The sequence below is a fragment of the Ornithinimicrobium sp. F0845 genome (genome assembly GCF_023015765.1).
Classification (GTDB): domain Bacteria; phylum Actinomycetota; class Actinomycetes; order Actinomycetales; family Dermatophilaceae; genus Ornithinicoccus.
The window spans coordinates 1-23,105 of the sequence record NZ_JALKAL010000001.1 but is presented as its reverse complement, the minus strand read 5'-3'; the positions used below and the strand labels follow the sequence as shown (position 1 = coordinate 23,105).

Genomic DNA, 23,105 nt, shown 5'->3' with positions numbered 1-23,105 from the left:
CACACCTGCGCATGACGCTCCCAGGTGCCCTCCTCAGGCGCCGCTCTCCAACGGTGCGGCGCTGTCAACTCCGACCGGCCTTGTGGCAGACTTATCACTAATTCTCGTGAAGGGCGATAAATATTGATATCGGACTCGCGGCCGGATCAATGGCTCTGGGATGCCCTGCACGAGGCCGGTGCCACCTTGACCACGCTCCAGTTGGACACCAGCACTGCGGACGTACAGATCCAGGCCACCACCCAAGACGGCACCGTGCAGACGACGCGTGCCGCGATCAAGCACTACACCGTCTTCCGGCCATCCACCGTGGACCAGCTGGCAGCGACATTCCCCCCGGACGGGCGCACCCTTCTCATCACCGCGGACAGGCTCAGCGATAATGCTGTGAGCCGGTTGCGGAGGCACGGCTTCTCGTGGGCCAGCCGTCACCCGCTGAAGTCTGGGATCCGGGGCGAGATCCGATTCGACGACGGCCTGCTCACCCTACGAGACGCGGGCAGCGACAACCCGCGACCGACGGCCCGACATGGAGCTGGGCGCCCTGGAGTTGCGACCGGACGCGTCCTTCAAGAGCTGCTCTATCAAGGCAGCGTGACGCAGATCGGCCTGACCAAAGCAACCGGCATCAGTCAGGCTCGAGTGTCCGGCATCCTGTCCGACCTAGCTGAGGAGCCGTGGCTGACTCCGATCGGACGCAAGCCCGTGACCTGGCGGGTCACGGAGCCGGGGGATCTCATCGACCACTGGCTCGGCGTGTTCCGGCCGGGCAAGCGGATGTCGACCTACTGGTACGGGCTGGATGGCATCGTCGACCAGGCGAGGAGCTCCGCCCAGGCCCTCGGCGCAGACACGTGGCTATCGGGCGCTGTTGCGGCCGACATGCTGGCGCCCTGGAGCGTCCCCCAGCGCGCCCTGGTGTACACACGGTCAGGTCGAGACCTCAGCCGTCTCGAGTTCGTCCCCAGCCAGACCCTCGAGGCGACCCTTGAAGTCGTCGTCACCCAGGACAAGGCGATCCCCCCGTCGAGCAGCGCTGCGACCATCATCAAGCGCCTCAGCCGAGGCCCGCAAGAGACGCCACTCGCCGATCCTCTCGTGGTCCTCTGGGATCTGACGATGTCGGGGGACATCGACTCGCACGAGTCCGCTAGGCGCCTGAAGTCGGCGGTTGTCGACGCGGTCCGGAGCACTGTGTGACGGGCAAGGAACTGGCTCTGCACCTGGCGTCTGGCAGCCTCGCTGAGGATGCTGGCTATCTCACGTCCGCGGACATCGCCAGCGTGGCACTTGGGCTGGGACTGGACTATCGCCTGGTCGGTGGCCTTGCCGTCTCGATGTTGCACGCCGCGCACGGGTCTCCGGGTGACGTGCCGCCGAGACAGACGGCTGACGCGGATGTGGGGATGGACCACCACATCGTGACGAGTGACGGGCTCGTCCAAGGACTCGGCGAGTTGGATTACGTCCAGACTGAGGGCAACAGGTTCGTGAAGGGTGCCGGCGACGAGGCACGCGTGATCGACGTGCTTGTGCCGACCGTTGGAGGCAGATAGGAACCAACGTGGCCTGGGGAGCACTCGTCGTCGACGCAATCCCAGGGTTGCGCCTCGGCTGAGCACTCCGGCTGCGTCCCTTGATCTGTCCGTGCGCCTGACAGATGGATCGACGCTCACCACAAACCTCGATGTGCCCGACGTGATTCCAGCGATCGTCCTGAAGGCCTATGCCTTCGAGGCCCGGCGCAAACTCGGTGACGCACTGGACCTGTGGAAGCTCTTCGAAGTCGCGCACAGCCTCGATCTCCATCCTGATGCCTGGCCTGCGCGAGCCACGACCAGGGACGCGCTGAAGGCGCTCCACACACACCTGGTTCCGCCGAGCAGCCTGGGAGCCAACCTGGCCCGCCGGCAGCGCTGGCCCCATGCGCGCATCGCGGCTCTCGTGAAGGCTCACACGCCTCCACCAACGTGAGTCGCCGTCAGTGGCCGGGCGTGGACGCCTGGCATGCCGAGCTCGCGGGAAGTAGTAAGCCTCGCCTCGTGGCCTGGAACGGTTATCCGAAGTGCCGCCAAACGGCCGCATGACCGTCAGCGCTGCGCTCCCAGGTGAACCGCTCGGCCCGCTCCCGACCGCGACTCGTGATGGCCGCGAGCGCAGAGTCTCCCGAAGTGATGAACTCGAGGCCTTCGGCGAGGGCCTCTGGCGTCGGATCCACCAGCGTGCCGCCGTCGGCGACCACCTCCGGCAGCGAGCTCCGGTTGCTCGCCACGAGCGGCACCCGGGCGGCCATGGCCTCCAGCGCGGGCAGGCCGAAGCCCTCATACAGCGAGGGCACGACGGCAGCACCCGCTCCGGCCATGAGCGGCGCCATCAGTTCGTCGGCGAGCCGGCCGAGGTGCACGACACGGGGGGCGTCGGCGAAGAGCTGCTGCCGCTCGGGGTTCGTCGGTCCGGCCAGGGCGAGCTGCCATTCCGGCCGGCGGTCGGCGACGTGCCGCCAGGCCTCCGCCAGCGCGGGGAGATTCTTCCGCCGCGCCGACCCGCCGGCATACAGCAGGTAGGGCGATCGCAGTCCCAGCCCCTCGAGCACCTCCGGGCTGAGCGGGGCGGCGGCGAAGTAGTCCGGGCTCACCCCGTTTGGCACGACCACCGGGTCGACCACGCCCAGGAACTCCTGCGCCCGCCGGGCAGTGAACGCTGACACGCACACGACAGCGTCGGCCCGGCGCAGCTCCTCCGGCGCGGCGCGCACGGGGTCCGACTCGTCGTCGAACTCCCAGGCCACCACGTCGTGCAGGGTGACGACGTCCGGGCCGGGCGGGGGCGGAAGGAGCAGGTCCATTCGGTGCACGACCGAGCCCCGCGGATAGACCAGCCGCCCTAGTGCCCGCCGGGCCGCCGGACTGGCACCGAAGAGCCACCCCATGGGCAGCCGCCGGTTCCCCGCCAGCGGCGAGCGCAGCGAGCGTACGACCACGTCGTGCACCTCCCACGGCTCCGGAGCGCTTTCGAGTGCGGCGCGTGCCCGGGAACGGATGGCATGCTCGTAGGCTTGCGCACCCATAGGAGTCTCGACCGCGGTCGTGGCAATGGACAATGCAGGCACCACGCGCACTCCTCCCAGGAGGCTCCGCAACGGATCTCCGACCGGCAACTATCGAGAGCGAGCATGTCAGAAGGCGAAGAACAGCGACGAGTAGCGCTCGTGTCCAGCTCCTATCACCCACACCTCGGAGGTGTGGAAGAGCACGTCCGCCAGGTGGCCGCCGAGCTCACCTCCCGAGGGCACACCGTCGAGGTCTGGACCGTGGACCGTGGTGAGCGTCTAGGCGCGCAGTGGGTTGATGGGGTCCGAGTCCGCTACCTCCCTACCCCGCTGCCGGCACGGAAGACCAGCAATCTCGCGCGTTTCGCTCTCACCGCTCCCTTGGCGCTGGCGCGGTGGTTGAGAGCAGCTCGCCAACTCAGGCCTGATGTGATCCATGTCCACTGCTTCGGCCCCAACGGGCCGTATGCGCGTGTGGTCGCCTCACTCACCCGCACACCCTGGGTGCTCTCGGCTCATGGCGAGACCTTCATGGATGCCAACGACCTGTTCGGACGGTCTGCGCTGATGCGCGCGCAACTCCGACGTGGTTGCAGTGACGCCGACGCCGTCACAGGCTGCTCTGAGGCAGTCGCCGATGATCTCCGCGGAGCATACGGTGCGCGCGACGTCAGCGTCGTGCCTAATGGCGTGCGGGTCGCGACGCACACAACGATTACAAGCCCGGCAGACGCGACGCTGAAGCAGGTGGTCGCAGTGGGCCGCCTCGTTGAGGTGAAAGGGTTCGACCTGCTCATCGACGCCGTTGCTCGCTCCAGGGAGGTCAGAAGCCTCCACGTCGTCGGTGACGGCCCCGAGAGAGAGGCATTGCAGCGTCTGGTGCGGCGACTCGACCTGCAGGACCGCGTCGCTCTTCTAGGCCCCCGGTCGCCCGAAGATGCGCAGCAGGCCATGGCCAACGCCGCCCTCGTGGTCATGCCCAGCCGCAGGGAGGCGTTCGGGATTGTGGCGCTAGAGGCCTGGGCGAGCGGCACACCGCTGATCGCGACGTCGCTGGGCGGTCCCGCGGGATTCGTGACCGATGGGGTGGACGGCATTCTTGTCGACCCGCAGGACGCCCGTGCCCTGGCGAACGCCATGGACCAGGTGCTCAGCTCGCCCTCCCTGGCCGCACGACTGAGCACAAACGGGTTGGAGAGCGTGAAGCGCTTCACCTGGGACCGGGTCGTCGACGACTACGAGGCCATCTACCGCTCCGTCGACCGGCCATAGCAGCAGGTGGATCGGCCGACATGCGATTCGGCACCGTCGGGCGTGGCACCCTCGACCTGACGAGTCCGCCTGTCATGATGCTGGGGTCGTGTGGCCGCTGCATGCCCATCCCGAGGAGTCCGAGATGCCCAGGAACATCAAGCAGATCCTGAGTTGGCTGCTGTTCGGGTTCATCATCTACGCGATCATCACCAGCCCCGAGCGGGCGGCGGACATCGTGCAGGCCGTCTGGGACATCATCGCCACCGGTTTCCGCAACATCGGTCGCTTCTTCTCATCCCTCATCGAGTGACCATGGGCACTCCCAGCGCCCCCGGGAACCGGTGAGACCGGTGGGCCGCGCACGCGTGCACAGTCGCATCCTCGACCGCTACGTCCTCCGCGAGGAGCGCGTCATCGTGGCGATCCGGCACCACTGGGGGCGCATGATCGAACCGGTCGGCACGACGTTGCTTGCTCTCACAGCGGCGCTGTGGTTCTCCAGCAACTCCCCGCCCAACGCCTCCGCACTCCCCCTGTTCCTGTGGTGGGTGCTGTTCGCGCTCGTGCTGCGGCTGGTGTGGAAGGCGCTGGAGTGGCGCAACGAGTGGTTCGTGGCCACGGACAAGCGGCTGCTCATGACCTACGGCCTGATCACCCACAAGGTGGCGATGATGCCGCTGCGCAAGGTGACAGACATGAACTACGCCCGTTCCCCGCTGGGGCGGTTGCTCGGCTACGGCCAGTTCATCATGGAGTCGGCCGGCCAGGACCAGGCCATGCGCGAGATCAACTGGGTCCCGGAGCCTGACGAGACCTACCGCCTCATCTGCGACACGATCTTCGGCCCCGAGGGGCACGACCCGGACGACTACCTGCATCTCCCCGTCCAGGAGGAGCGGCACGACCACGACGAGAGCGACGCGGACCAGGACGAGCCCGCCTGGGAGGTCTCGCACGAGGACGAGTCGACCTACGCCCCGGTGGGCCTGTGGCACGACCCGGACGACACCGGTCCCATTCCGCGCCCCTACTACGACTGAGGCCCGCCCGGCTGGACGGCTTAGGATCTAGCGACACCAGCCGTCCTGCGCCCGAGGAGCCCACCCCGTGACCGTCCGAGACATCACCGTCATCGGCCACCGCGCCCTGCACCAGCCGACTAAGAAGGTCCGCGAGGTGACCGACGAGGTCCGAGAGCTCGTGGCCGACATGTTCGACACGATGGAGGCTGCGGACGGGGTGGGCCTGGCAGCCAACCAGGTCGGGGTGCGCCTGCGGATCTTCGTCTATGACTGTCCGGTGCCCGGTGAGGAGAACGTGAAGGGTGTCGTGATCAACCCGGTGCTCGAGCGGCTGGGTTCGCCCGCCCCCCTGGACGAGGAGGAGGATGGCGAGGGTTGCCTGTCCGTGCCGGGAGAGTACTTCCCGCTCGCCCGCCATCCGCGAGCCCGCGTCACTGGCATCGACCTGGACGGGAACGCGGTCGTCGTTGAGGGTAAGGGACTCCTGGCCCGATGTCTGCAGCACGAGACGGACCACCTTGACGGGATGCTCTACGTCGACCGGCTCATCGGCCCGGTCAAGCGTGAGGCGCGCGAGGCCGCGAAGGACCGCGGGTGGGCGGATCGCGGCGTCACCAAGTGGGACCCGAGCGCCATCAAGGCCGAGGACGTCTGAGCGCGATGACCCACCTCGCCGGCTTGGAGCGCCAGGCGCTCTGCGACACCCTGGAGCGGGTCGGTCCCTCCGCCCCGACCCTGTGCGACCCTTGGTTGTCCGCGGAGCTCGCCGCACATCTGGTGATCCGAGATACCCGCCCGGATCTCGCGATGGCCGGCATCATCCCCCCGCTGAAGGGCAAGCTTGACGCCGGGATGGCCGAGTATGCGACCCGGCCGTGGGACGAACTGGTGCACCTCGTGCGGAACGGGCCGCCGGCCTGGTCCCCTGCTCGCATCCCTGCCCTCGACCACCTCGTCAATCTCACCGAGTTCTTCATCCATCACGAGGACGTTCTGCGAGGCGACGGACGGGTCGGGCCACAGCGGGACATCTCTCAGGAACTTGAGTCGACGTTGTGGAGGCAGTTGACTACGAATGCGCGGCTGATGCTGGCCAGGCTCGACTGCGGCGTGGTGCTGGTCGCACGGGGCCATGGCCGCAAGGCCGTGAAGCGTCCGACGGTTGCGGGCGCAGTCGTCCTGATGGGCTCGCCAGGTGAGTTGACCCTGGCGGTCTCCGGACGCCTCCGAGTGGCGCACGTTGGGCTCGGTGGCGCCGAGTCTGCCGTGGAACTGACGCGCACGATCCTCTGACCAGCGGCGAAAGCGCCTTGCGAGCGGAGTCGAATGGTCAAGAGACCGTATCCTGTTGGCGTGAAGGTCCTCCGTGTGTTCCACAGCGCCGTCGTGGACGCTTGGCGCCAGCGGGAGCGTGAGCTCCGGAGACTGGGTCACGAAGTGCACCTTCTCTCCGCCCAGCGCTGGAACGAGGGCGGCAGTGACGTTCAACTGGACCCCGGACCGGGCGAACAAGTCGAAGGTGTCCGGACCCTCGGTCGCCACCCCGCGCTGTTTCTCTACGACCCCCGCCCGATCTGGCGCGCAATGGGCGAGGAGTGGGATGTCATCGACATCCATGAAGAACCCTTCGCCCTAGCCACCGCCGAGATCCTTGCGATCCGCAAGCTCCGACAGAACCGCGCACCCTACGTCATCTACTCCGCCCAGAACCTCCAGAAGCGCTACCCGATCCCCTTCCGGTGGTTCGAGCGGTGGACCCTTCGGCACGCCGCGGGGTTGCAAGTGTGCAACACGGAGGCGGGGCGCATCGCGCAGCGCAAGGGGTTCCCTGGTCAACCCCGCGTGATCCCGCTGGGCGTGGATCTCGACCAGTTCACCGTGAGCACCCGGCGGCCGGCCCCTGAGAGTCCGGTGCAGGTGGGGTATGTCGGACGGCTGGCCTCCCACAAGGGCGTCGGTGTGCTCCTGGAGGCGGTGGCCAGTCAGCCGCACTTGGTGCTGACCGTAGCCGGGAGCGGCCCCCAGGAAGTCGAGATGCGGCAGCGGGCCGCCGAACCGGACCTCGCTGGACGGGTGACCTGGCTGGGCAGTGTCTCGCAGGAGGACCTCCCAGCGGTCTATGCCAGGTTTGATGTGCTCGCGGTGCCGTCCCTGACTACCCCAGGGTGGGCGGAGCAGTTCGGCCGTGTGGTGGTCGAGGCCATGGCGAGTGGCGTCCCCGTGGTCGCCTCCGAGAGTGGAGCCCTGCCCCACCTGGTAGACAAGGCGGGTGTGCTCGTCCCCGAGGCGAATCCTGCCGCGATGGCCGCGGCACTCGTGCAGGTCGGTTCCGACCAGGAGTTGCACAGCACGCTAAGGACACGAGGGATCGATCGAGCACGCGAGTGTGCCTGGCCAGCCGTAGCGGACCAGTTCAACCAGCTCTACCGCATCGTGACTCACGAGCCAGTGGAATCGGCAACGCAGACGGACCCCGAAGTGGTCGTTGTGGCCTACGGTGCCCCCGACCTCCTCGCCGAGGCGCTTGGATCAGTTGCAGGGCTCACCGTGACAGTCGTGGACAACTCTTCGCGCGCCGACGTTCGGGAAACTTGCGAGGCCGCCGGCGTGCGCTACCTGGACCCGGGGCACAACGGCGGTTTCGGCACGGGGGTCAACTATGCGCTGGAGCGACGCCTCCAGCCGGGCTCGGACGTGCTGCTGCTCAATCCCGACGCACGGATCAGCGTGGAGGGCGCGCGCGCTTTGCACACCATTCTGCGGGCTGCTCCAGCCCTGGCGAGCGTCGGTCCTGCACAGGTCGATGAGGACGGCAAGACCGCCCGGGTCTCCTGGCCTTGGCCAACCCCACTGGGTTCCTGGATCGAGGCCATCGGCCTGGGCCGGCTCAACAAGTCCGAGGACTACGTGATCGGGTCGATCCTCATGCTGCGGGCCGAGGCACTGGCCCAGGTCGGCGGCTTCGACGAGGACTTCTTCCTCTACGCGGAGGAGACAGACTGGGCGCGACGGGCATCACTCATGGGCTGGCGGCACGCATCCGTTGCCGCTGTCCCCGCCATTCACGTCGGCGCGGGCACCAGCATTGACTCGGAGCGCCGGAGCGCACACTTTCATGCTGGTCAGGAACGGTACTTCCGTAAGCATCATGGCGCTGCTGGGTGGCAGGTGGCACGCGGAGCACAGTTCGTCGGATCGCTGATTCGTAGCGCATTGCTGCGAGACCGTCGCAAGGCCGATGCCTGTGCCCGTGTGCGGCTTCTGAGGCTGGGGCCGCGCAATGTCGAAGACTTGTTGCATTCGGCGGGCGATCCGCGACTCCTCCCTAGGCGCGCGTCATGATCACCACGAACGAAGTCCTGCGCCGCGTGCTCCTGGTACTCATTTTCGCTGGGGCGGCCACCTTCGCAATGGGGATCGGCTACATCGTGCCCGAACGTCCGACCATGGCGCTAGCCGGCGCTTTCGCCGTGCTCGTCTTCGGGGCCGCAGTGGCACAACCTGCTCTCCTACCGGTAGCGGCAATGCCGCTGCTTGTCGTTGTGCTTAGGGTCGGTGGTGGCGGGGTAGACCTCACCGTGTCCGACTTCGTGCTCGGCCTCGTCTTCTGGCCAGCTTTGATCCTGTCCCCCAAGCCTTTCAGCCGCGAATTGCGGTACCTGCTGTGGCTCAATGTCGTCTACCAGGCTGCCACTCTTCTCACGGTAGTCGCCAACCCCTACCTTGCGAACGTGGTCGAGTGGTTCCACGCCTGGCTATTGGTCAGCGGTGCGCTAATTGTCGGCTGGGCGGTGGGCCGCGCTGGATTTGGAAAGATTGGCCTTACGCTCTTCCTTCTGGCGTGCGTCGCTCTCGCAATCCCAACCGTAGCTGAAGGTGCACTACAGTGGGCTTCTGGCGACTTCTCGGAGGTTTACCCCAAGTACCCATGGTCGATGCACAAGAACTTCATCGGGACTCTCTTGTGCTTCGCGGCGATACTTGCGTATGCGCACCCAACGTGGATGGGTTGGTCCGGACGTTGGGCGATGAGTGCGTTTTGGCTGTTCGCAGTTGGGATCGCCATGTCGCAGTCACGCCAGGCACTCCTCGCCCTGGGGGTGGCACTCCTGGTGGTCTCCTTCCGCAAGCCAGGTGAGAAGCGTCGATCCATCCTTGCTATTTTGGCAATCATTCCGACGGGATATTTCGTCGCCACCCTGATCCGGGATCAGATTGCTTCGGGAAATGTCCACAACTCGGTGTTCCAGCGGTTGAACTGGTTCGGGGACACGATTGCACTGTGGGAGCGCTCCCCACTTTTGGGCCACGGACTGCGATACTGGACGACTGGTCGCACTGAGGAGCGATTCCAGCCGCCAAATGCGTTCCTCGAGGTACTCGCTAGCACCGGGATTGTCGGAATTGCGGCATTTGTGATGCTCTTCGGAGGGATGCTTGTCGTCTTGTGGCGTCTTGATCCTGACTATGGCACGGTGGCATTTGCCTTGGTGCTCGCCCGCTTGGTGCAGTCCCAGTTCGACCTGTTCTGGATCGCTATCACGGTCTCTGTTCCGCTGGTTGTTTCTGGTATAGCGATCGGAGCGCTGGCTCATCGTGAAACCAACTCGCCAATCGCCACCAACAAGTCCGCGGGGACCACGATGAGCATCGGGTCAGTTGCATGATCATCTTACAGATCTCCCCTGAGTTCACACCAGGAACTGGCGTTGGTGGAGTGGCGCACGCACTCGAGGAGCAATGGCTGGCTCGTGGTCACGACGTCCGACGATTCGGCCCCGAGCACGCGGGATGCGCGTTCCTTGCTGAGCAAGCACCAGGTTTCCGCGGGCGGTTTCGACATGCCGCACGGGTCGCCTGGTTCTCGACAATCGGCACGGCCCGAGCTCGGCGAACCATCCGCACATTGCCGTTGGAGGCCGTGACGATCTGTCACAACGATGCACTAGCGGGGGACATCTACGTCAACCACGGTCTGCTCGCAAGCGCCATGCGGGCTCGAGGACACTTCGCTTGGCGGATGGCCCGAAACCCCCTCCACCTCTTTACCGCAGCCCGGGATACCTACCGCTATCGGTCGGGTTCGCACCGTGCAGTGGTTAGCCTGTGTGAGGCTGATCGCTTAACGCTCATAGACACATATGGGGTCCCTGCCCATCAGGCAGTCGTGATCCCAAACGGCGTCCACCTGGATCGCTTCGCACCAGTCAGCGACGAGGAACACCACCGAGCTCGAGAAGCCATGGGTATCCCTCGGGGTAGTCGCGTGGTGGTCTTCATTGGCCACGAGTTCGACCGCAAAGGACTTCCCGTCTTGCTGCAGGCAGTCAAGGACTTGCCCGACCACCACATCCTAGTCGTCGGCGGGACACCGCGACAGATTCACGCTTACCGCGCAGGCCTCAGTTCCGATCTCAGTGGACGGGTGCATTGGGCGGGGAGGGTCCCCGACCCTCGATCTGCGCTCGCAGCCGGCGATATTCTGGCGCTTCCGAGCGCCTACGAGGCAAACCCCTTGGTGGTTCTCGAAGCACTCGCGAGTGGACTTCAGGTGGTAGCCACCCCCGTTGGCTCGATCCCCCAGAGCCTCGCGAACGACGAGGTTTCGCGAATCGTCGAACGTACCGCAGGTGGCGTTCGGGATGGCCTTATCGCGCTCGCTCGCGTCAGTCTGCCCCGCGCGCAAGTGCAGGCTCTTGCCAGAGCACGCGTCGAGGCCTTCAACTGGGGCCTTGTCGCTGAGACCTACCTTGACCTGTTCCTGTCTCTGGAGAGTCGGCAGGTGCATTCTCGGTGAAGGTGCTCCACGTGGTCCGGTCAGACGGCTTCTCTGGCGTCGAACGGCACATCACAACTCTGGCCGCGGCACAGGCACGCGCCGGAGACGAAGTCACCGTGATAGGTGGTGCTGTGGGCCCAATGAGGCGGGCGCTTGGCGATGATGGCATAGGAGTTCTGAGTGGGGATTCGCTTCGGGGTGTCGCGGCGAGTATCCGTCGTGCTACTCGCCCAGACATCGTCCACGCCCACATGACTGCAGGCGAGTTGGCGGTGTGCCTCTCCACGACAGCACCACTCGTCGTCACGCGTCATTTCGCGAGACCGCGTGGAGCAACGCCAGTCGGCCGACTGGCAGGCATACTCATTCGACGGAGAACAGGTGCCCAGATCGCCGTCAGCCAGTATGTCGCGCAGAGAATTGAGAGGAGGGCGACTGTCGTCTACCCCGGAGTGCCGGCCAGCGATGGTTCAAGAGCAGTGCGTCGACCAGTTGTTCTCGTCGTCCAGCGTCTACAGCCAGAAAAGAACACCGATATCGCCCTACGAGCCTTTGCACTGGCCGCTCCGGCGGAGTGGACCCTTGAAGTAGTGGGTCGCGGGCCCGAACTGTCGTCGCTGCGAGGCCTGGCGGAGCAGTTAGGCGTCCAGGACCGAGTTTCCTTTCTCGGCTTCCGCGACGACGTTCCGGCACTCATGCAATCGGCATCTGTCTTCCTCGCGCCGTGCGAGATCGAGGGCCTCGGCCTGAGTGTCCTAGAGGCCATGGCACAAGGGCTTCCCGTCGTAGCTAGTCGCGCCGGAGCACATCCTGAGACAGTTGGCATGGCCCCCAGCGCACATCTCTTCGACCCCGGTGCACCGGAGCAGGCAGCGAAAATGCTGGCCAGGCTCTGTGGAGACGTCCAACTCCGCGGCAGGTATGGCGACGAGTTGGCCAAGGTGCAGCAGACGAGTTTCACTCCACATGCGCAGGCCGAGGCAACTAGGGTCGTGTATCAGCAGGTGTTGGCATGACCGACCTAGTCGTGATCTCGCTAGAGGTGTGGGACGAGGTCTGGAGACGCAATCAACACCTCGTCTCCGGGTTGCTCCGCAACGGTAGTGTCCGGCGCGTGCTCTTCGTGGAGCCGCCGGTAGATGCGCTCCATGAGGTGCGCAGACAGCGTCGTCCTCGTCTATCTGGGACAGGCCTTCGACGCATTAAACTTCCCGATGCAGACGGTGAGTTATGGGCACTGCGGCCTCGCAAGTCCCTACCTCGACGCTTAGACCCACGAGGTGACCGCCGGCGCGCACAATGGGTTGTGACTGCGGCCCAGCGCCTGGGGATGGCCAACCCCATCCTGTGGGTAAACGACCCGGGAGGCGCCGAACATCTCGCTCTGACGGGCTGGCGTGCGCTGTACGACATCACCGATGATTGGATTCTCGCAAACCGCCCAAGCAGTGAATTGGCTAGGCTACGCCGTCAAGAGGCACACCTCTTGGCGCGCTGTGGCGAAGTCGTCGTCTGCTCGCCCACAATGGCGCGCACCAAGTCTGCGCAGCGCGAGGTCCAGCTCATCCCGAACGGGGTTGATCTTGAGCTGTACCGCACATTGCGACCAAGGCCTTCAGACCTGCCGAGTGGCCCCCTGGCGCTCTACGTGGGCACGACGCACCGAGACCGGGTCGATCTGGACTTGCTGCGAAGCAGTGCGATCACGCTCAAAGAGCGAACTGGCGGAAGGCTGGCGCTGGTCGGACCGACACCACTGCCCCCCTCGGACGTAGAAGCGCTACATGCCACTGGCGTGGTCACGATGGGTCCCCGCCCAAGTGAGACGGTCCCAGCGTACCTGCAGCATGCTGATGTCCTCATCGTGCCGCATGTACTCACCGAGTTCACGGCATCGCTTGACCCCATCAAGGCCTATGAGTACCGGGCAGCTCGCCGGCCGGTAGTCGCAACGCCTGTACCTGGCTTCATCAGAGTGATTGACCCCCTAGTCACGACGGCGGATCCCGAGGACTTTCCCGCGAAAGTCGCGGCATCCATTAACTCCCCGGTTCCCTGGTCCGGGGATCTTCCCGACGACATCCCATCCTGGTCGCAACGGGTGGGCCAAATGTCCCGCGTCATCGCCAGCCTTTGGGAAAGTGACGGATCGCAACCAACATGATTACGTTCGTGTCGCACACGAATAAGCCTGGAGGCGCGGAACTGGCACTCCGCCGCTACCTGGACGCGACAACGCAGTCAGTCCGCCTTGTGACAATGGAGCACGGGGGCGTTTGGGACGGGCTAGATATTGAGGTATCTGTCGCCCAGGACCTCCTCGCACTCCGCTCTGCGCTGCGTGGGGGCGAGGTTATCGTCTCCAACTCGATGCGCGCAGCATTCCTGACTGCCCTCGTTGCGCCCCCTAAGTCGAGGCTCGTCTACTGGGTCCGCGACGGACTGACCACCAGTGCAATGTCGCCCCTGGCGCTTCACCTCACCAAACACGTCACGGCGCGTCGGGTGAGTCACTATATAGCCAACTCTGCGTGGACCGCCGGCACGGTGCGAGAGGCTCTAAGCGTCGCCCCGGACCGGATTCAAGTGGTTCACTCCATGTGCGGCGTGACCGAGGACATGCTGGGTCGCACTCCAAGAAAAGCCCCGCACACTCCGGCACGACTCCTGTTCCTGGGACGACTCTCACCGTGGAAGGCCCCAGACATCGCTGTTCGAGCACTCACTCACGTACGCCGCCACAGAATAGAGGCAACCCTAACCATCGCTGGTGGCACACACTTTGGCGAGGACCGATACGCCCAGAGCCTCTACGCCCTTGTCGAGGCTGAGCCAGCTGCCACGATGGTTGGTCACATCAAAGACGTGCCGGGCCTGCTGACGGAGCATGACGTGTTAGTTCACTGTTCGACAGCGCCGGAACCGTTCGGTCAGGTTATCGTCCAAGGGTTGGCGGCGGGGATGCCAGTTGTCGCGACCGGCCATGGCGGCCCGGTCGAGATCTTGCGGGGAGCCCCGACCGAGCTTCTGTACCCGCCAGGAGATCCGGCGGCCTTGGCGTCAGCGCTGGCGGCCGCACTTGCAAAGATACCCACGCTCAGTTCCTGGGCAACATCCCGCTCTGCCGAGTTCACCGACCAGCGTGCCCTCCGAGCGACAGACTCCGCGCTCAGAGCGGTGGGAGAACGCCATCGTCAAGGAGTCAGAAGGACCAGTTCATGACTTCCCCCACAGTGAGTGTCGTCATCCCCACCTACAATCGAACGGACTACCTCGGCACGTGCCTTGAGCACGTCTTGACTCAATCTGTGCAGTCCGCCGAGGTAGTGGTGGTGGATGCGTCGCCAGGTACCGAGACCGCGCTTTTGGTCGAGACATTCCCGACCGTTACCTACGTCCGTAGCCCGCACGGCAGGGGGACCACGGCAACATCTCGGGCCATTGGCATCGAGCGCACCTCGGGTGATGTGGTGGCCTTCCTTGACGATGACGCCTATCCTAGGCCTGATTGGCTGGAGCAGCTCATAAGCCGCTACACGGACCCTACGGTGGCGGGGGTGGGCGGCCGAACGATAAACGGTCAACCAGGCGAGGAGTTCGAGGGCCGAGATCGAGTGGGCAAATTGCTTGCTGACGGAGCCCTGACTGGCTACTTCGCTGCTATGACGGACGGAGACGTCGAGGTGGACCACCTGCTGGGCGCCAACATGTCTATGCGCCGCAATGTCATTGAAGAGCTAGGAGGAATCCGGGACTTTTACCCAGGAACCTGTCTTAGGGAGGAATCCGACATCGCACTGAGGGCTCGGGTCGCTGGGTACCGCCTCACCTATACGCCAGACGCCGTGGTCAGGCACGTAGGTGGCACATACGCAAAGGGCCACCGATTCGATCGCCGCTACGAGTACTACGCAGCACGCAACCACGCCGTTCTGTTGCTGACGACGCTTGGACTGCACGACCCTCGCGCACGGGCCAACCCGCGAGCCGCTGCCCGCAAAGTTGCGGGCCATATTGGGTATGCGGCCCTGTCCCTAGCCTCTAAACCCGGTGGAAGTCGCAATAGGTACCGAGGTGCCGCCAACGGCCTGTCCCGAGCTGCAGTCTCACTCGCAGGTGCAGTAGTCGGCCACGCCGTCGCACTCAGGCTACTTCATGACCTAGATCGTCCTTCTCATAATTCGGGCAACGCACCCGCCTCCACCAAGGAGTAAGAGACTGCAGGAGGTATAGATCCATGGCCAAAAATTTCAACTACGCCGTCATAATCCCCACGCGAAGTCGCAAAACATATCTAAATGTAGCACTAGAAAGTGTATATGCGCAAACCATCCAGCCATCTCAGGTTATCGTCGTTATTGACGGTGATACGGATGGCACAGCACGGTTCATACGGCAGCATTACCCGTCCGTGGACATCATTGAGAATTCCCACTCGCTCGGCGCAGCCGCAAGTAGAAACAAAGGACTCCGCGCCGTAAGAACGGATTGGGTCGCATTACTAGATGACGATGACGTCTGGCATAGCGAGAAACAAGACTCCTTCGCGCGATACCTCGAAACAAATCCGGACTGCGAGGCCATGCGAAGTGCATCTTGGCAGTTCGCAATACCTAACGGTCCCACAGAATTGAACGGCTTCTTAACAGAGATATTCTCCAGTGGGGAGAGGAAGGATCTCGAGGCGCAGGCCACCATGGCTCGGCCCCTCAACAACTTCGACTACCTAGACATCCATGGTGAAAGTCTTGAACAATTGCTCAAGAGAAACCTGGGCGTTACTTCAACAACCGTCTTCCGCAGTCGCCTTCTGGACCATATCCCGAAGGTTCCCGATGACCTCCGGACCGCGGAGGATTGGCTTCTCTTCGTGTTTCTCGCAACCGAAACGGAATGGCATCTAGTTCCCGGCAGGTGGATGTTCTACAGAGTTCACGGCAATCAATCGACGAAGCAGCTCGGACCGTCTGGGTGGCAGCACCGAGTCCGCGCCTGGGAACTTGCATGGTCGCACGCTGGCCACCCACGAGGATATTCTCTCAAGAACTATTCGACCTATTACGCACGCGAGGCCAACGTCTGGCTCTGGGGAGAGATCAAGGCCCATCGATGGCCCGACGCACTCGCGCTGTTCCGGGCAACCCGAACTATTATACCTTCAAGGTATATAAGGTATTCGCTGATACTCCCTCCACCAATTCGATGGCGTCTTCGCGAATGGCTCTGAGACCATCTCAGCTCCAAATAATCGAGTACGATGCCCGTCCTGTACCACGCGCCATGGATTGGCGAGATCGGCCTTAGTCAGATCGCGCCAATCGCCTGGACACGGCTTCGGCGACTCGCTGCCCGCCGCCTACTAAAAAGCCACGCGGACTTATCTTCAGGGAACTCACGAAGTCCGACAGCGCGCTTCGGTACCTCCTTTCGCGCGCATCCGAAACAATTCTTCCCAGCGACTCCCCCGCCGTGGCGCGATCTAACCGCGAGAGGTACTCGCGCAGCCATATCTCATGCTCCTTGGGCCCTAGCTGGCGTGCTGACTCAAGATTTAGCATTACGGACATCCGGCCACCTTGGTAACGTTCCCACCAGGTGGCCGAGCTGGCATTCCTAGAGTGCCGGCGGTAGTCGACAACATCTGCATCCACGTGGATCATCGGCGCGTGGCGTAACAATCTCAATATCATCTCGTCATCTTCAGATAACTTCATGCACTCATTGAAAGGCCCCACGTGTACGAGCGCCGTTCTGCGCACCATAAGGGCAGCGATTCGTGGGATCGGAGTTTCTCGCCGCAGGAACTTCTGCTGCGATGCAGCCTCTGTTTCCCATCTTCCGAACGGGACTCCATTCGAGTCAACGTAACGACCGTTCCCGAAAACTCCCGAAGCATTTGGGGACGCTTGGAGAGCGTCTACGAGGAGGCTCAGCCTGTTAGAGGGCCAGATGTCGTCGTCGTCCAAGAATGCCACGAACTCACCCTTTCCAGCCCGAATGGCAGTATTTCTTGCGGAGGAGACCCCTCTATTTTCCTGGCGCAACAGAGTGCAGTTCTCTATGCCGGAGGTCAATCCACGCAGCACGGATGGGGCTGGGGAACCATCGTCTACAAGAATCAGATGCCAGTCGCAATAGGATTGAGAACGCAATGAATCCACGCCAGCAGCGAGGTAAGGTCCCCCGCGATTTGTCGGCAAGACCACGTCGACCACGCCACTCTGGGGCTCGGAAACCGTAGCGTTGAAATCACGCAGCTCATGCTCGAAACGAGGCGTCCTTGGCATATCAGAGTTCATGATGGCCCGCTCACATTGGGCCCGGGCCGCGTGGCAGTAAGGGCTGACACTACCCCTCCGGGAAACTGCGGAAGGTCCCCTAGCGTATCGGACCACTCTCCAATTGACTTTTCAAGTTTTCCGCAAATGGATAGCACCGTCTCGCGAGTGACTGTACCAGCTAGATTCTCTAGGTCCTCGGGAGTCATTTTCGGGTCAAATGCCACGAATCGACTCGATCCCGGGGTGACCGCGGACTCATAGTCCCGAAATTTGAAATCACCGCCGTGAAGGTCCGGAGACAGCCTAGTCCAAACAGCAGGAATTCCGAAGGAGTCAGCGGTAATGAGTCCGTGAAGCGAGGTGGTCACAATCGTGCCACACGCGCTGATGTCGGCCACCACCCTTGGGGCTGGCCGACGAACATCTATAATCCTCGTCAAGGAGCGACCTCGCTTCGCGACCGATATAAAGGCCTCGTTCAGCCGATGTCCCGCGTGGGGCACGAAGCCTACGTCCCACCGCCTCTTACGCCGCCGTGTATGGCGCGCCACCAGAAGGCCGGGATCGCCCAACACGACATCATCGGGGGCGCCAACCCGCTCCTGTGTCAGCGCGCCTCGAAGGGCTAGTATGCGCGCGCGCGGAAGTGAGTGTTGCTGGTCCACCAGCAAGCCACTCCCCCAGACCGCGCCTTCGTATGACGAGTCACAGAGTCCCAAGATACTTCCAACGGCCAGGAGCTCCGCCTGTGCGCTCGGCCTGTGCAGCGGCAGGACACCATAGCGGGGAAGCAGCCACCGCGTGAGGTCGTCGCCAAAGTTCGCGTGTCCAACCCACCAGAATGTCGCTACGATCGGACTCCCCCAGCGCACGTCCGTTCCGATCGCGGCCGACGCAACCTGCGATATGGCGCGTCCCCGCCGACGTATTGGATGCGTGTAGTGCATCACATTCTCCTATCCGTTGCCGCCCTTGCTTGTCGAGTTGAGTGCTGCCGCAAATCGCGCTCACTTGCCCGATAGAGCTCAGCTGAGCGAGCCAAATTGCACCATCCGCGCGAAGCGTGGGCTCAAGCGTCTCACCTCTTCAAAGGTCCCGATCGCCTCGATCTGGCCTTCGTGCATTAGAACAACCGTGTCGACGTGACGGACCGTTGACAACCTGTGCGCAACGATCACCATGGTGAGTTCGCCATGGAGCTCACGGATAGCCTCGCTCACGCGGTGCTCGGTCTCGTTGTCAAGAGCGGACGTCGCCTCGTCCAGGACCAGTAGGTGAGGCTCCTGATAGATCGCGCGGGCAATCCCAATCCGCTGCCGCTGCCCGCCCGACAGTCGAGAGCCCCGCTCACCAATGGGTTCCCACAGTCCCTCTTCAAAAGACGCGACAACGTCCTCCAGTTGGGCCCGCTCGATCGCTTTATAGAGCTTGCTCGGGTCGATCTGATCGGCTGTCTGGTCAAAGGCCACATTCTCCGCCAAGGTGGCCTCCTGCAGGAACACCTCCTGGGGAACGTAGCCGACCACACGCTGCCAGGCCGTGAGATTGTCCTCGATGTCCTGACCGTCAATGGAGATCCGGCCCTCAGACGGGCGGTGCAGCCCCAAGATGAGGTCAACAAGTGTCGTTTTACCCGCTCCGCTGCTACCCACGATTGCGATGCTGCTGCCATGCGGGATGACAAGATTCAAGCTAGACACGGCAGGCACAGACGCATCTGGGTAGGTGAACGAGACGCCCTCGAGGACGACCGCATTGTCGAAGCTGACTGGAGCCGACTCGTTGTCTCCATCTATGAACACATGGTGTTGCTCCGCCTGAACCTCCGTCAAGACGATGTCGACGAAACCCGCGCCGAATCGCACGTTACTGACCTGGCCAACCAGGCTCGTCACGGCGGGCAGCGCCCGCAACCCTGCAGCCACGAAGAGGGCCAGCACGCCTAGCCCCTCGCCCGCCCCATCAGCGAGCAGAGTGCTCGACAGAAGGAGCAGACCGACAGCCAGGATGAAGAGGATCTCAAGCAGATAGCGGGGGATCGCAGAGATGAAGCCGGCAGTGCGACTGGCGTAGGCACCACGGAGGGAGGCCTCGCGGTAACGTTCGACAAAGAAGGGCTGACTCCCTCGAAGTTTTGCCTCCTTAATGGCACCCAAGGCGGCGAACGCGGTGCGGTAGGCGGCTGAAGAGGCTTCAACCGCCACCTTGCCGGCTTGAATTGAGCGCGGCTTCATCACATGCAGATAGAAGAAAGTCGCAACCGCGAAATAGGCACCCAGCGCTAAACTAGGTAGTGGCGCCGACACTAACAAAGCGATCGCAATCGCAATGAGGCTTGCTACGTTAGACACAAGGGTCATTAGCCCGAAGACGGTGGTATTATAGAACTGGACGACGGCGTCATTCATGGTCCGAAGAAGTTCCGCGGAACTACGTCGGGAGACTTGCGTGTAGGGCGTACGCAGAAAGTGCTGGAGTAGGCGTGTTGAGAGCTCGACGCGCTTGAGAACTTTGAAGCTAGTGAGCCACCAGGTGTAGGCAATGGCGCCAAAGTCCTTGAGAATGAACAGCGTCACCACAGCCGAAGTCATGATGATGACTAAGGTGCGAGGGTCTGGGTCACCCAGCATGCTGGCGACCCACGAGCCCACTCCAGAGGTGTCCTCCGCGCCAGAAGCAATGGTAACCAGTGGGAGAACAAGAGCAATCGCAACCGTGTCGAATAGTGCGATGATCACTGTCGCAATCGTTGCCAACACCAGGGCGCGCTGGGTCGGCCGATCCAGGATCCGTCGCGTTGCCCGGACCGTCTCGACGAGATTCATGGGAGTTGAAGTGCCTCACTTGTGGGTGGGTGCGATGTGCGTCACAGAACTCACTTGTACGGTCCTGTGGCTAGCATCCTGTCAGGGTACGCAAGCCTCTTGCCACGCCCGCGAGACCGTACCGCCAGGTAGCCAACCTCGTCGGACCCCTCTTGTGCGACATGGGAATCGCGCAGCTTCCACGGAGGGAGAGAGGCGCCACCATCCCCAAGCCAGCACCCAACGCAAAGGCCCGCAGCACTGGGACCGGGATGTGCAGTGGTTGTGCACCCGGTCAACGTGGCCGATCCACGCAGGCTACGAGGGGGCAGATTCACCGCGAGTCCTTTCGGAGACCGAGGCCATGGTCAGGTGCTGGAGCACGATGCTGACCCACACCATGCGGCCACCACGCTGCAGATCTTCGTCCCCGCAGCACTGCGACAGTCTAGTCTCGTGCTCGCGCGCCGCACACAACTGCGACCCTCCACGGTACAGATCAGCAGCGGGCTGGTGCGCTACTCGACCAAGGCCGCGTGTCATCTTGCGGACCACGGCGTGTCCCAGAGACCCTCGACGCACTCGTCGTCCGACTCCTCGCCACCTCAGGTGCAACAAAGCATGAGGGTCATGCCGAGAACTCACCCAACCGCAAACGAGGTCGCAGCCTCGGAAATATCCGTCGTCTGGGAAGTATCTCCAGGGCAGTCCGAATGACACTCGACCTATATGATCCGTTCACCCCCGTGCCCACTCGATATGCCGCGCCGTGAAAGGGTAACGGCTCCAGTGGATTCCCGCTGTCGCTCAGAATCTGACGGGCCCGGATGTGAGAGCCGTACATCGATGCCACCCATTGATCGTCAGCCGCGTCGAGCGTGGTGGGGATGCTCATGAGGTCAGAGCGGATTATTAGCGTGGTGCCACACAACCTGTTCATGCCCTCTGGAACAGTGAGGACAAGCGGACCCGTATCGAATATGAGGCCAGACTCTACGAACCATCCGTTAGCGTGCGGATTCTCCGCCACGTGCTTGGCTATTCGAGGAGAGACAAGGTCGTCCCAGTCAACGACCATCACGTGACCACAGGGTTGAGCCTGGGTGAGTGCGGCCGCGATTCTGGCCCCCTTGTCCGCACGAATCGCCGCCTGCCTTGGCGTATCCCACATAGGTGGCAGCGGGCGGTACTCGCGGTCAATCTCTACTAATTCAACCCCCGGCAGCGGCGGCAGCGCTGCTCCCCGGCTTGCCGCTACAAGCACGATCGGACGTGGCCCGATCTGCCGGACGCACGAATCAGTGGTCTCGCGCAGCAATTGCACGGCCTTGGCCCAATCGGCGACGCCTCGTTGATCCGGCACCGCGATCACGAAGGTCGTCGAACCACATCCCATGGGTCGGAGCCTACCGCCGACGTGCCGTGGCTACGCGACGGCGGCTTCGATGGGCTGGTGCTCATCCAAGGCGACACCCTGGTGACCTCAGCGGCCAGCAGACCGACCCCCCGGTCCTGCGGGTCGAGCGTGGCCCGTTCGACCGGGTGCCCGGCTCGCGCCCAAGACGGGTCTCGGAGAACCACCGTGGCGACGGCGAGATATGGGACGCGGGACGGTCCCGGTGGCGTCACGTCATCCTGTATCGCACCACGATCCTGGGCCTCAGCTCCGCGACGTTCACGCCTGTCCCGCTCACCTCGTATCACGGGATGGAACGGGGCAGACCCCTGGCATATCGGGGTCACTTGCCACGACGACACCTGGCACATGCTGGTTGGCGTCGGCGAAACTGGGTTGGGGCGGCGGCGACGACACCTTCGCCCTCGCGGCCCCCATCAACGGTGTTGACTGGGCCGTGGCAGACCGGCCCGTCATGCACACCATTCCTGACACGTGGCAGTCGTACAAGATGTACCGGCCGTACTTGCGCGTAGAAGCTGGCCGCATCCGCGTTTGGTACTCCGCGACGGACCCCAGTGGGTCGGGGACCGGCTACTGCGAGTTCCCCGCGGCCCACCGCCAGGTTGACGGCGCCGCGAGGCGGATAGGCTCCGTTGCGATGCCTGCTCACAACCACGTCACTGTGCGTCGCTCGCGTCAGATCGGGCGATTGGTAGCGGGAACTGTTAGAACCTTCAGCGACGGCCGACGCCCGCGGCTCGTGCGCGCGTTCTGGTGGGACGGTCACAAGAACTTCGGCGACGCGCTGACCCCTTGGCTCCTGGCCCGTCACGGCATGGTCCCGCTCCTACGCCCCGCGAGCGAGGCCGACCTCATCGGGGTGGGCAGCATCCTTGAGATGGCCCCCGAGAGCGTCTCTGCAGCGGTGTGGGGCGCCGGTCTGATGCACGAAACACCCCGGTCGATGCCTGAGGCACACTTCTTCGCAGTAAGAGGCCCGCTCACCCGTGACCTACTCGGACTCACCGATGACACGCCGCTGGGAGATCCGGGCCTGCTGGTCTCCAAGTTTGTCCGCCGGCCTCGCCGCACCGGCCATGGCTGCGGTAGCTCATGGCCACCACGCCGTGTGGGCGTCCTGCTACGACGACCTGGTCGCACGGTCGGGCGTGAGCCGGGTCCGCTTCGACCAGGGCGTGACAGGCGCGGTCCGTCAGATCGCGCCGGCTGACTTGGTTGTGAGTTCGTCGCTGCATGGACTTATTACCGCCGACTCTTAGGGCATCCCCGCGGTGTGGGCCGTCCCGGTCGACACCGACCGCCATGTCGCAGACATGAAGTTCGCCGACTACCACCAGGCGCTCGGGTTGCGACGGGACCGCTTCGACCTGACGCCGGACCTGAGTTGGCTAGGTCGGTCAAGATTCTTCGTGTCGTGACTCGTTGACCTGCAGCTTCGGGGCTCAGGGTGGTCACTAACAACCCTGGGTAGGCTTGGCCGGTGGGTACGTTCGTAC

Annotated in this window: 18 protein-coding genes; 16 read left to right on the top strand and 2 right to left on the bottom strand. The window is 63.6% G+C overall.

Annotated elements, in window-relative coordinates; translation table 11 throughout:
* Window positions 1–201 precede the first annotated feature (201 nt).
* The 3 genes from MWU75_RS00090 (at window position 202) to MWU75_RS00080 (ending at window position 1,974) form a co-directional block, all read left to right on the top strand.
* Complete coding sequence (locus MWU75_RS00090) at window positions 202–1,200, top strand: hypothetical protein (RefSeq protein WP_247087247.1); 999 nt, start codon at window positions 202–204, stop codon at window positions 1,198–1,200.
* Window positions 1,197–1,556 carry a hypothetical protein gene (locus MWU75_RS00085; RefSeq protein ID WP_247087245.1) on the top strand — a complete coding sequence of 120 codons (360 nt, stop codon included), beginning with the start codon at window positions 1,197–1,199 and terminating at the stop codon, window positions 1,554–1,556. The genes MWU75_RS00090 and MWU75_RS00085 overlap by 4 nt, the downstream gene beginning before the upstream one ends.
* Before the next feature lie 91 nt (window positions 1,557–1,647).
* Complete coding sequence (locus MWU75_RS00080; RefSeq protein WP_247087243.1) at window positions 1,648–1,974, top strand: hypothetical protein; 327 nt, start codon at window positions 1,648–1,650, stop codon at window positions 1,972–1,974.
* 82 nt (window positions 1,975–2,056) lie between these two features.
* Here the strand turns inward: MWU75_RS00080 and MWU75_RS00075 are convergent, their stop codons facing one another.
* Window positions 2,057–2,980, bottom strand: coding sequence for a glycosyltransferase family 1 protein (locus MWU75_RS00075; protein WP_247087241.1), 924 nt, complete (start codon window positions 2,978–2,980; stop codon window positions 2,057–2,059).
* A gap of 63 nt (window positions 2,981–3,043) precedes the next feature.
* Between MWU75_RS00075 and MWU75_RS00070 the strand changes: the two genes are divergently transcribed.
* The 13 genes from MWU75_RS00070 to MWU75_RS00010 all read left to right on the top strand — a co-directional run bounded on the left by MWU75_RS00070 (window position 3,044) and on the right by MWU75_RS00010 (window position 16,331).
* The gene (locus tag MWU75_RS00070) at window positions 3,044–4,321 is read left to right on the top strand and encodes a glycosyltransferase family 4 protein (RefSeq protein WP_348647714.1); all 1,278 of its coding nucleotides are present in this window, start codon (window positions 3,044–3,046) and stop codon (window positions 4,319–4,321) included.
* 124 nt (window positions 4,322–4,445) lie between these two features.
* On the top strand, window positions 4,446–4,613 hold the full coding sequence (locus MWU75_RS00065) for a hypothetical protein (protein WP_247087237.1): 168 nt from the start codon (window positions 4,446–4,448) through the stop codon (window positions 4,611–4,613).
* Window positions 4,614–4,668: 55 nt separating this feature from the next.
* A complete protein-coding gene (locus tag MWU75_RS00060) occupies window positions 4,669–5,343 on the top strand; it encodes a PH domain-containing protein (RefSeq protein ID WP_247087236.1) in 675 nt (224 codons plus the stop codon).
* Between the two features lie 67 nt (window positions 5,344–5,410).
* Window positions 5,411–5,980: a peptide deformylase gene (gene def / locus MWU75_RS00055; protein ID WP_247087234.1), complete on the top strand. Its 570-nt coding sequence runs from the start codon at window positions 5,411–5,413 to the stop codon at window positions 5,978–5,980.
* Window positions 5,981–5,985: 5 nt separating this feature from the next.
* A complete protein-coding gene (locus MWU75_RS00050) occupies window positions 5,986–6,618 on the top strand; it encodes a TIGR03085 family metal-binding protein (RefSeq protein WP_247087232.1) in 633 nt (210 codons plus the stop codon).
* A 60-nt stretch (window positions 6,619–6,678) separates the two neighbouring features.
* Complete coding sequence (locus tag MWU75_RS00045) at window positions 6,679–8,667, top strand: glycosyltransferase (protein WP_247087230.1); 1,989 nt, start codon at window positions 6,679–6,681, stop codon at window positions 8,665–8,667.
* The gene (locus MWU75_RS00040; RefSeq protein WP_247087229.1) at window positions 8,664–9,992 is read left to right on the top strand and encodes an O-antigen ligase family protein; all 1,329 of its coding nucleotides are present in this window, start codon (window positions 8,664–8,666) and stop codon (window positions 9,990–9,992) included. Before MWU75_RS00045 ends, MWU75_RS00040 begins: the two co-directional genes overlap by 4 nt.
* Entirely contained in the window at window positions 9,989–11,122 is a 1,134-nt protein-coding gene (locus MWU75_RS20130; RefSeq protein WP_348647713.1) for a glycosyltransferase family 4 protein, read from the top strand. Before MWU75_RS00040 ends, MWU75_RS20130 begins: the two co-directional genes overlap by 4 nt.
* Entirely contained in the window at window positions 11,119–12,120 is a 1,002-nt protein-coding gene (locus MWU75_RS00030) for a glycosyltransferase family 4 protein (protein ID WP_247087225.1), read from the top strand. The genes MWU75_RS20130 and MWU75_RS00030 overlap by 4 nt, the downstream gene beginning before the upstream one ends.
* Window positions 12,121–12,434: 314 nt before the next feature.
* On the top strand, window positions 12,435–13,268 hold the full coding sequence (locus MWU75_RS00025) for a glycosyltransferase (RefSeq protein WP_247087223.1): 834 nt from the start codon (window positions 12,435–12,437) through the stop codon (window positions 13,266–13,268).
* Window positions 13,265–14,326: a glycosyltransferase gene (locus MWU75_RS00020; protein WP_247087221.1), complete on the top strand. Its 1,062-nt coding sequence runs from the start codon at window positions 13,265–13,267 to the stop codon at window positions 14,324–14,326. The genes MWU75_RS00025 and MWU75_RS00020 overlap by 4 nt, the downstream gene beginning before the upstream one ends.
* Window positions 14,323–15,318 carry a glycosyltransferase family 2 protein gene (locus MWU75_RS00015; RefSeq protein ID WP_247087219.1) on the top strand — a complete coding sequence of 332 codons (996 nt, stop codon included), beginning with the start codon at window positions 14,323–14,325 and terminating at the stop codon, window positions 15,316–15,318. Before MWU75_RS00020 ends, MWU75_RS00015 begins: the two co-directional genes overlap by 4 nt.
* 23 nt (window positions 15,319–15,341) lie before the next feature.
* A complete protein-coding gene (locus MWU75_RS00010) occupies window positions 15,342–16,331 on the top strand; it encodes a glycosyltransferase (protein WP_247087217.1) in 990 nt (329 codons plus the stop codon).
* Window positions 16,332–18,410: 2,079 nt separating this feature from the next.
* On the opposite strand, the gene MWU75_RS00005 is transcribed toward MWU75_RS00010, so the two are convergent.
* On the bottom strand, window positions 18,411–20,210 hold the full coding sequence (locus MWU75_RS00005; protein ID WP_247087215.1) for an ABC transporter ATP-binding protein: 1,800 nt from the start codon (window positions 20,208–20,210) through the stop codon (window positions 18,411–18,413).
* Window positions 20,211–23,105: the final 2,895 nt, after the last annotated feature.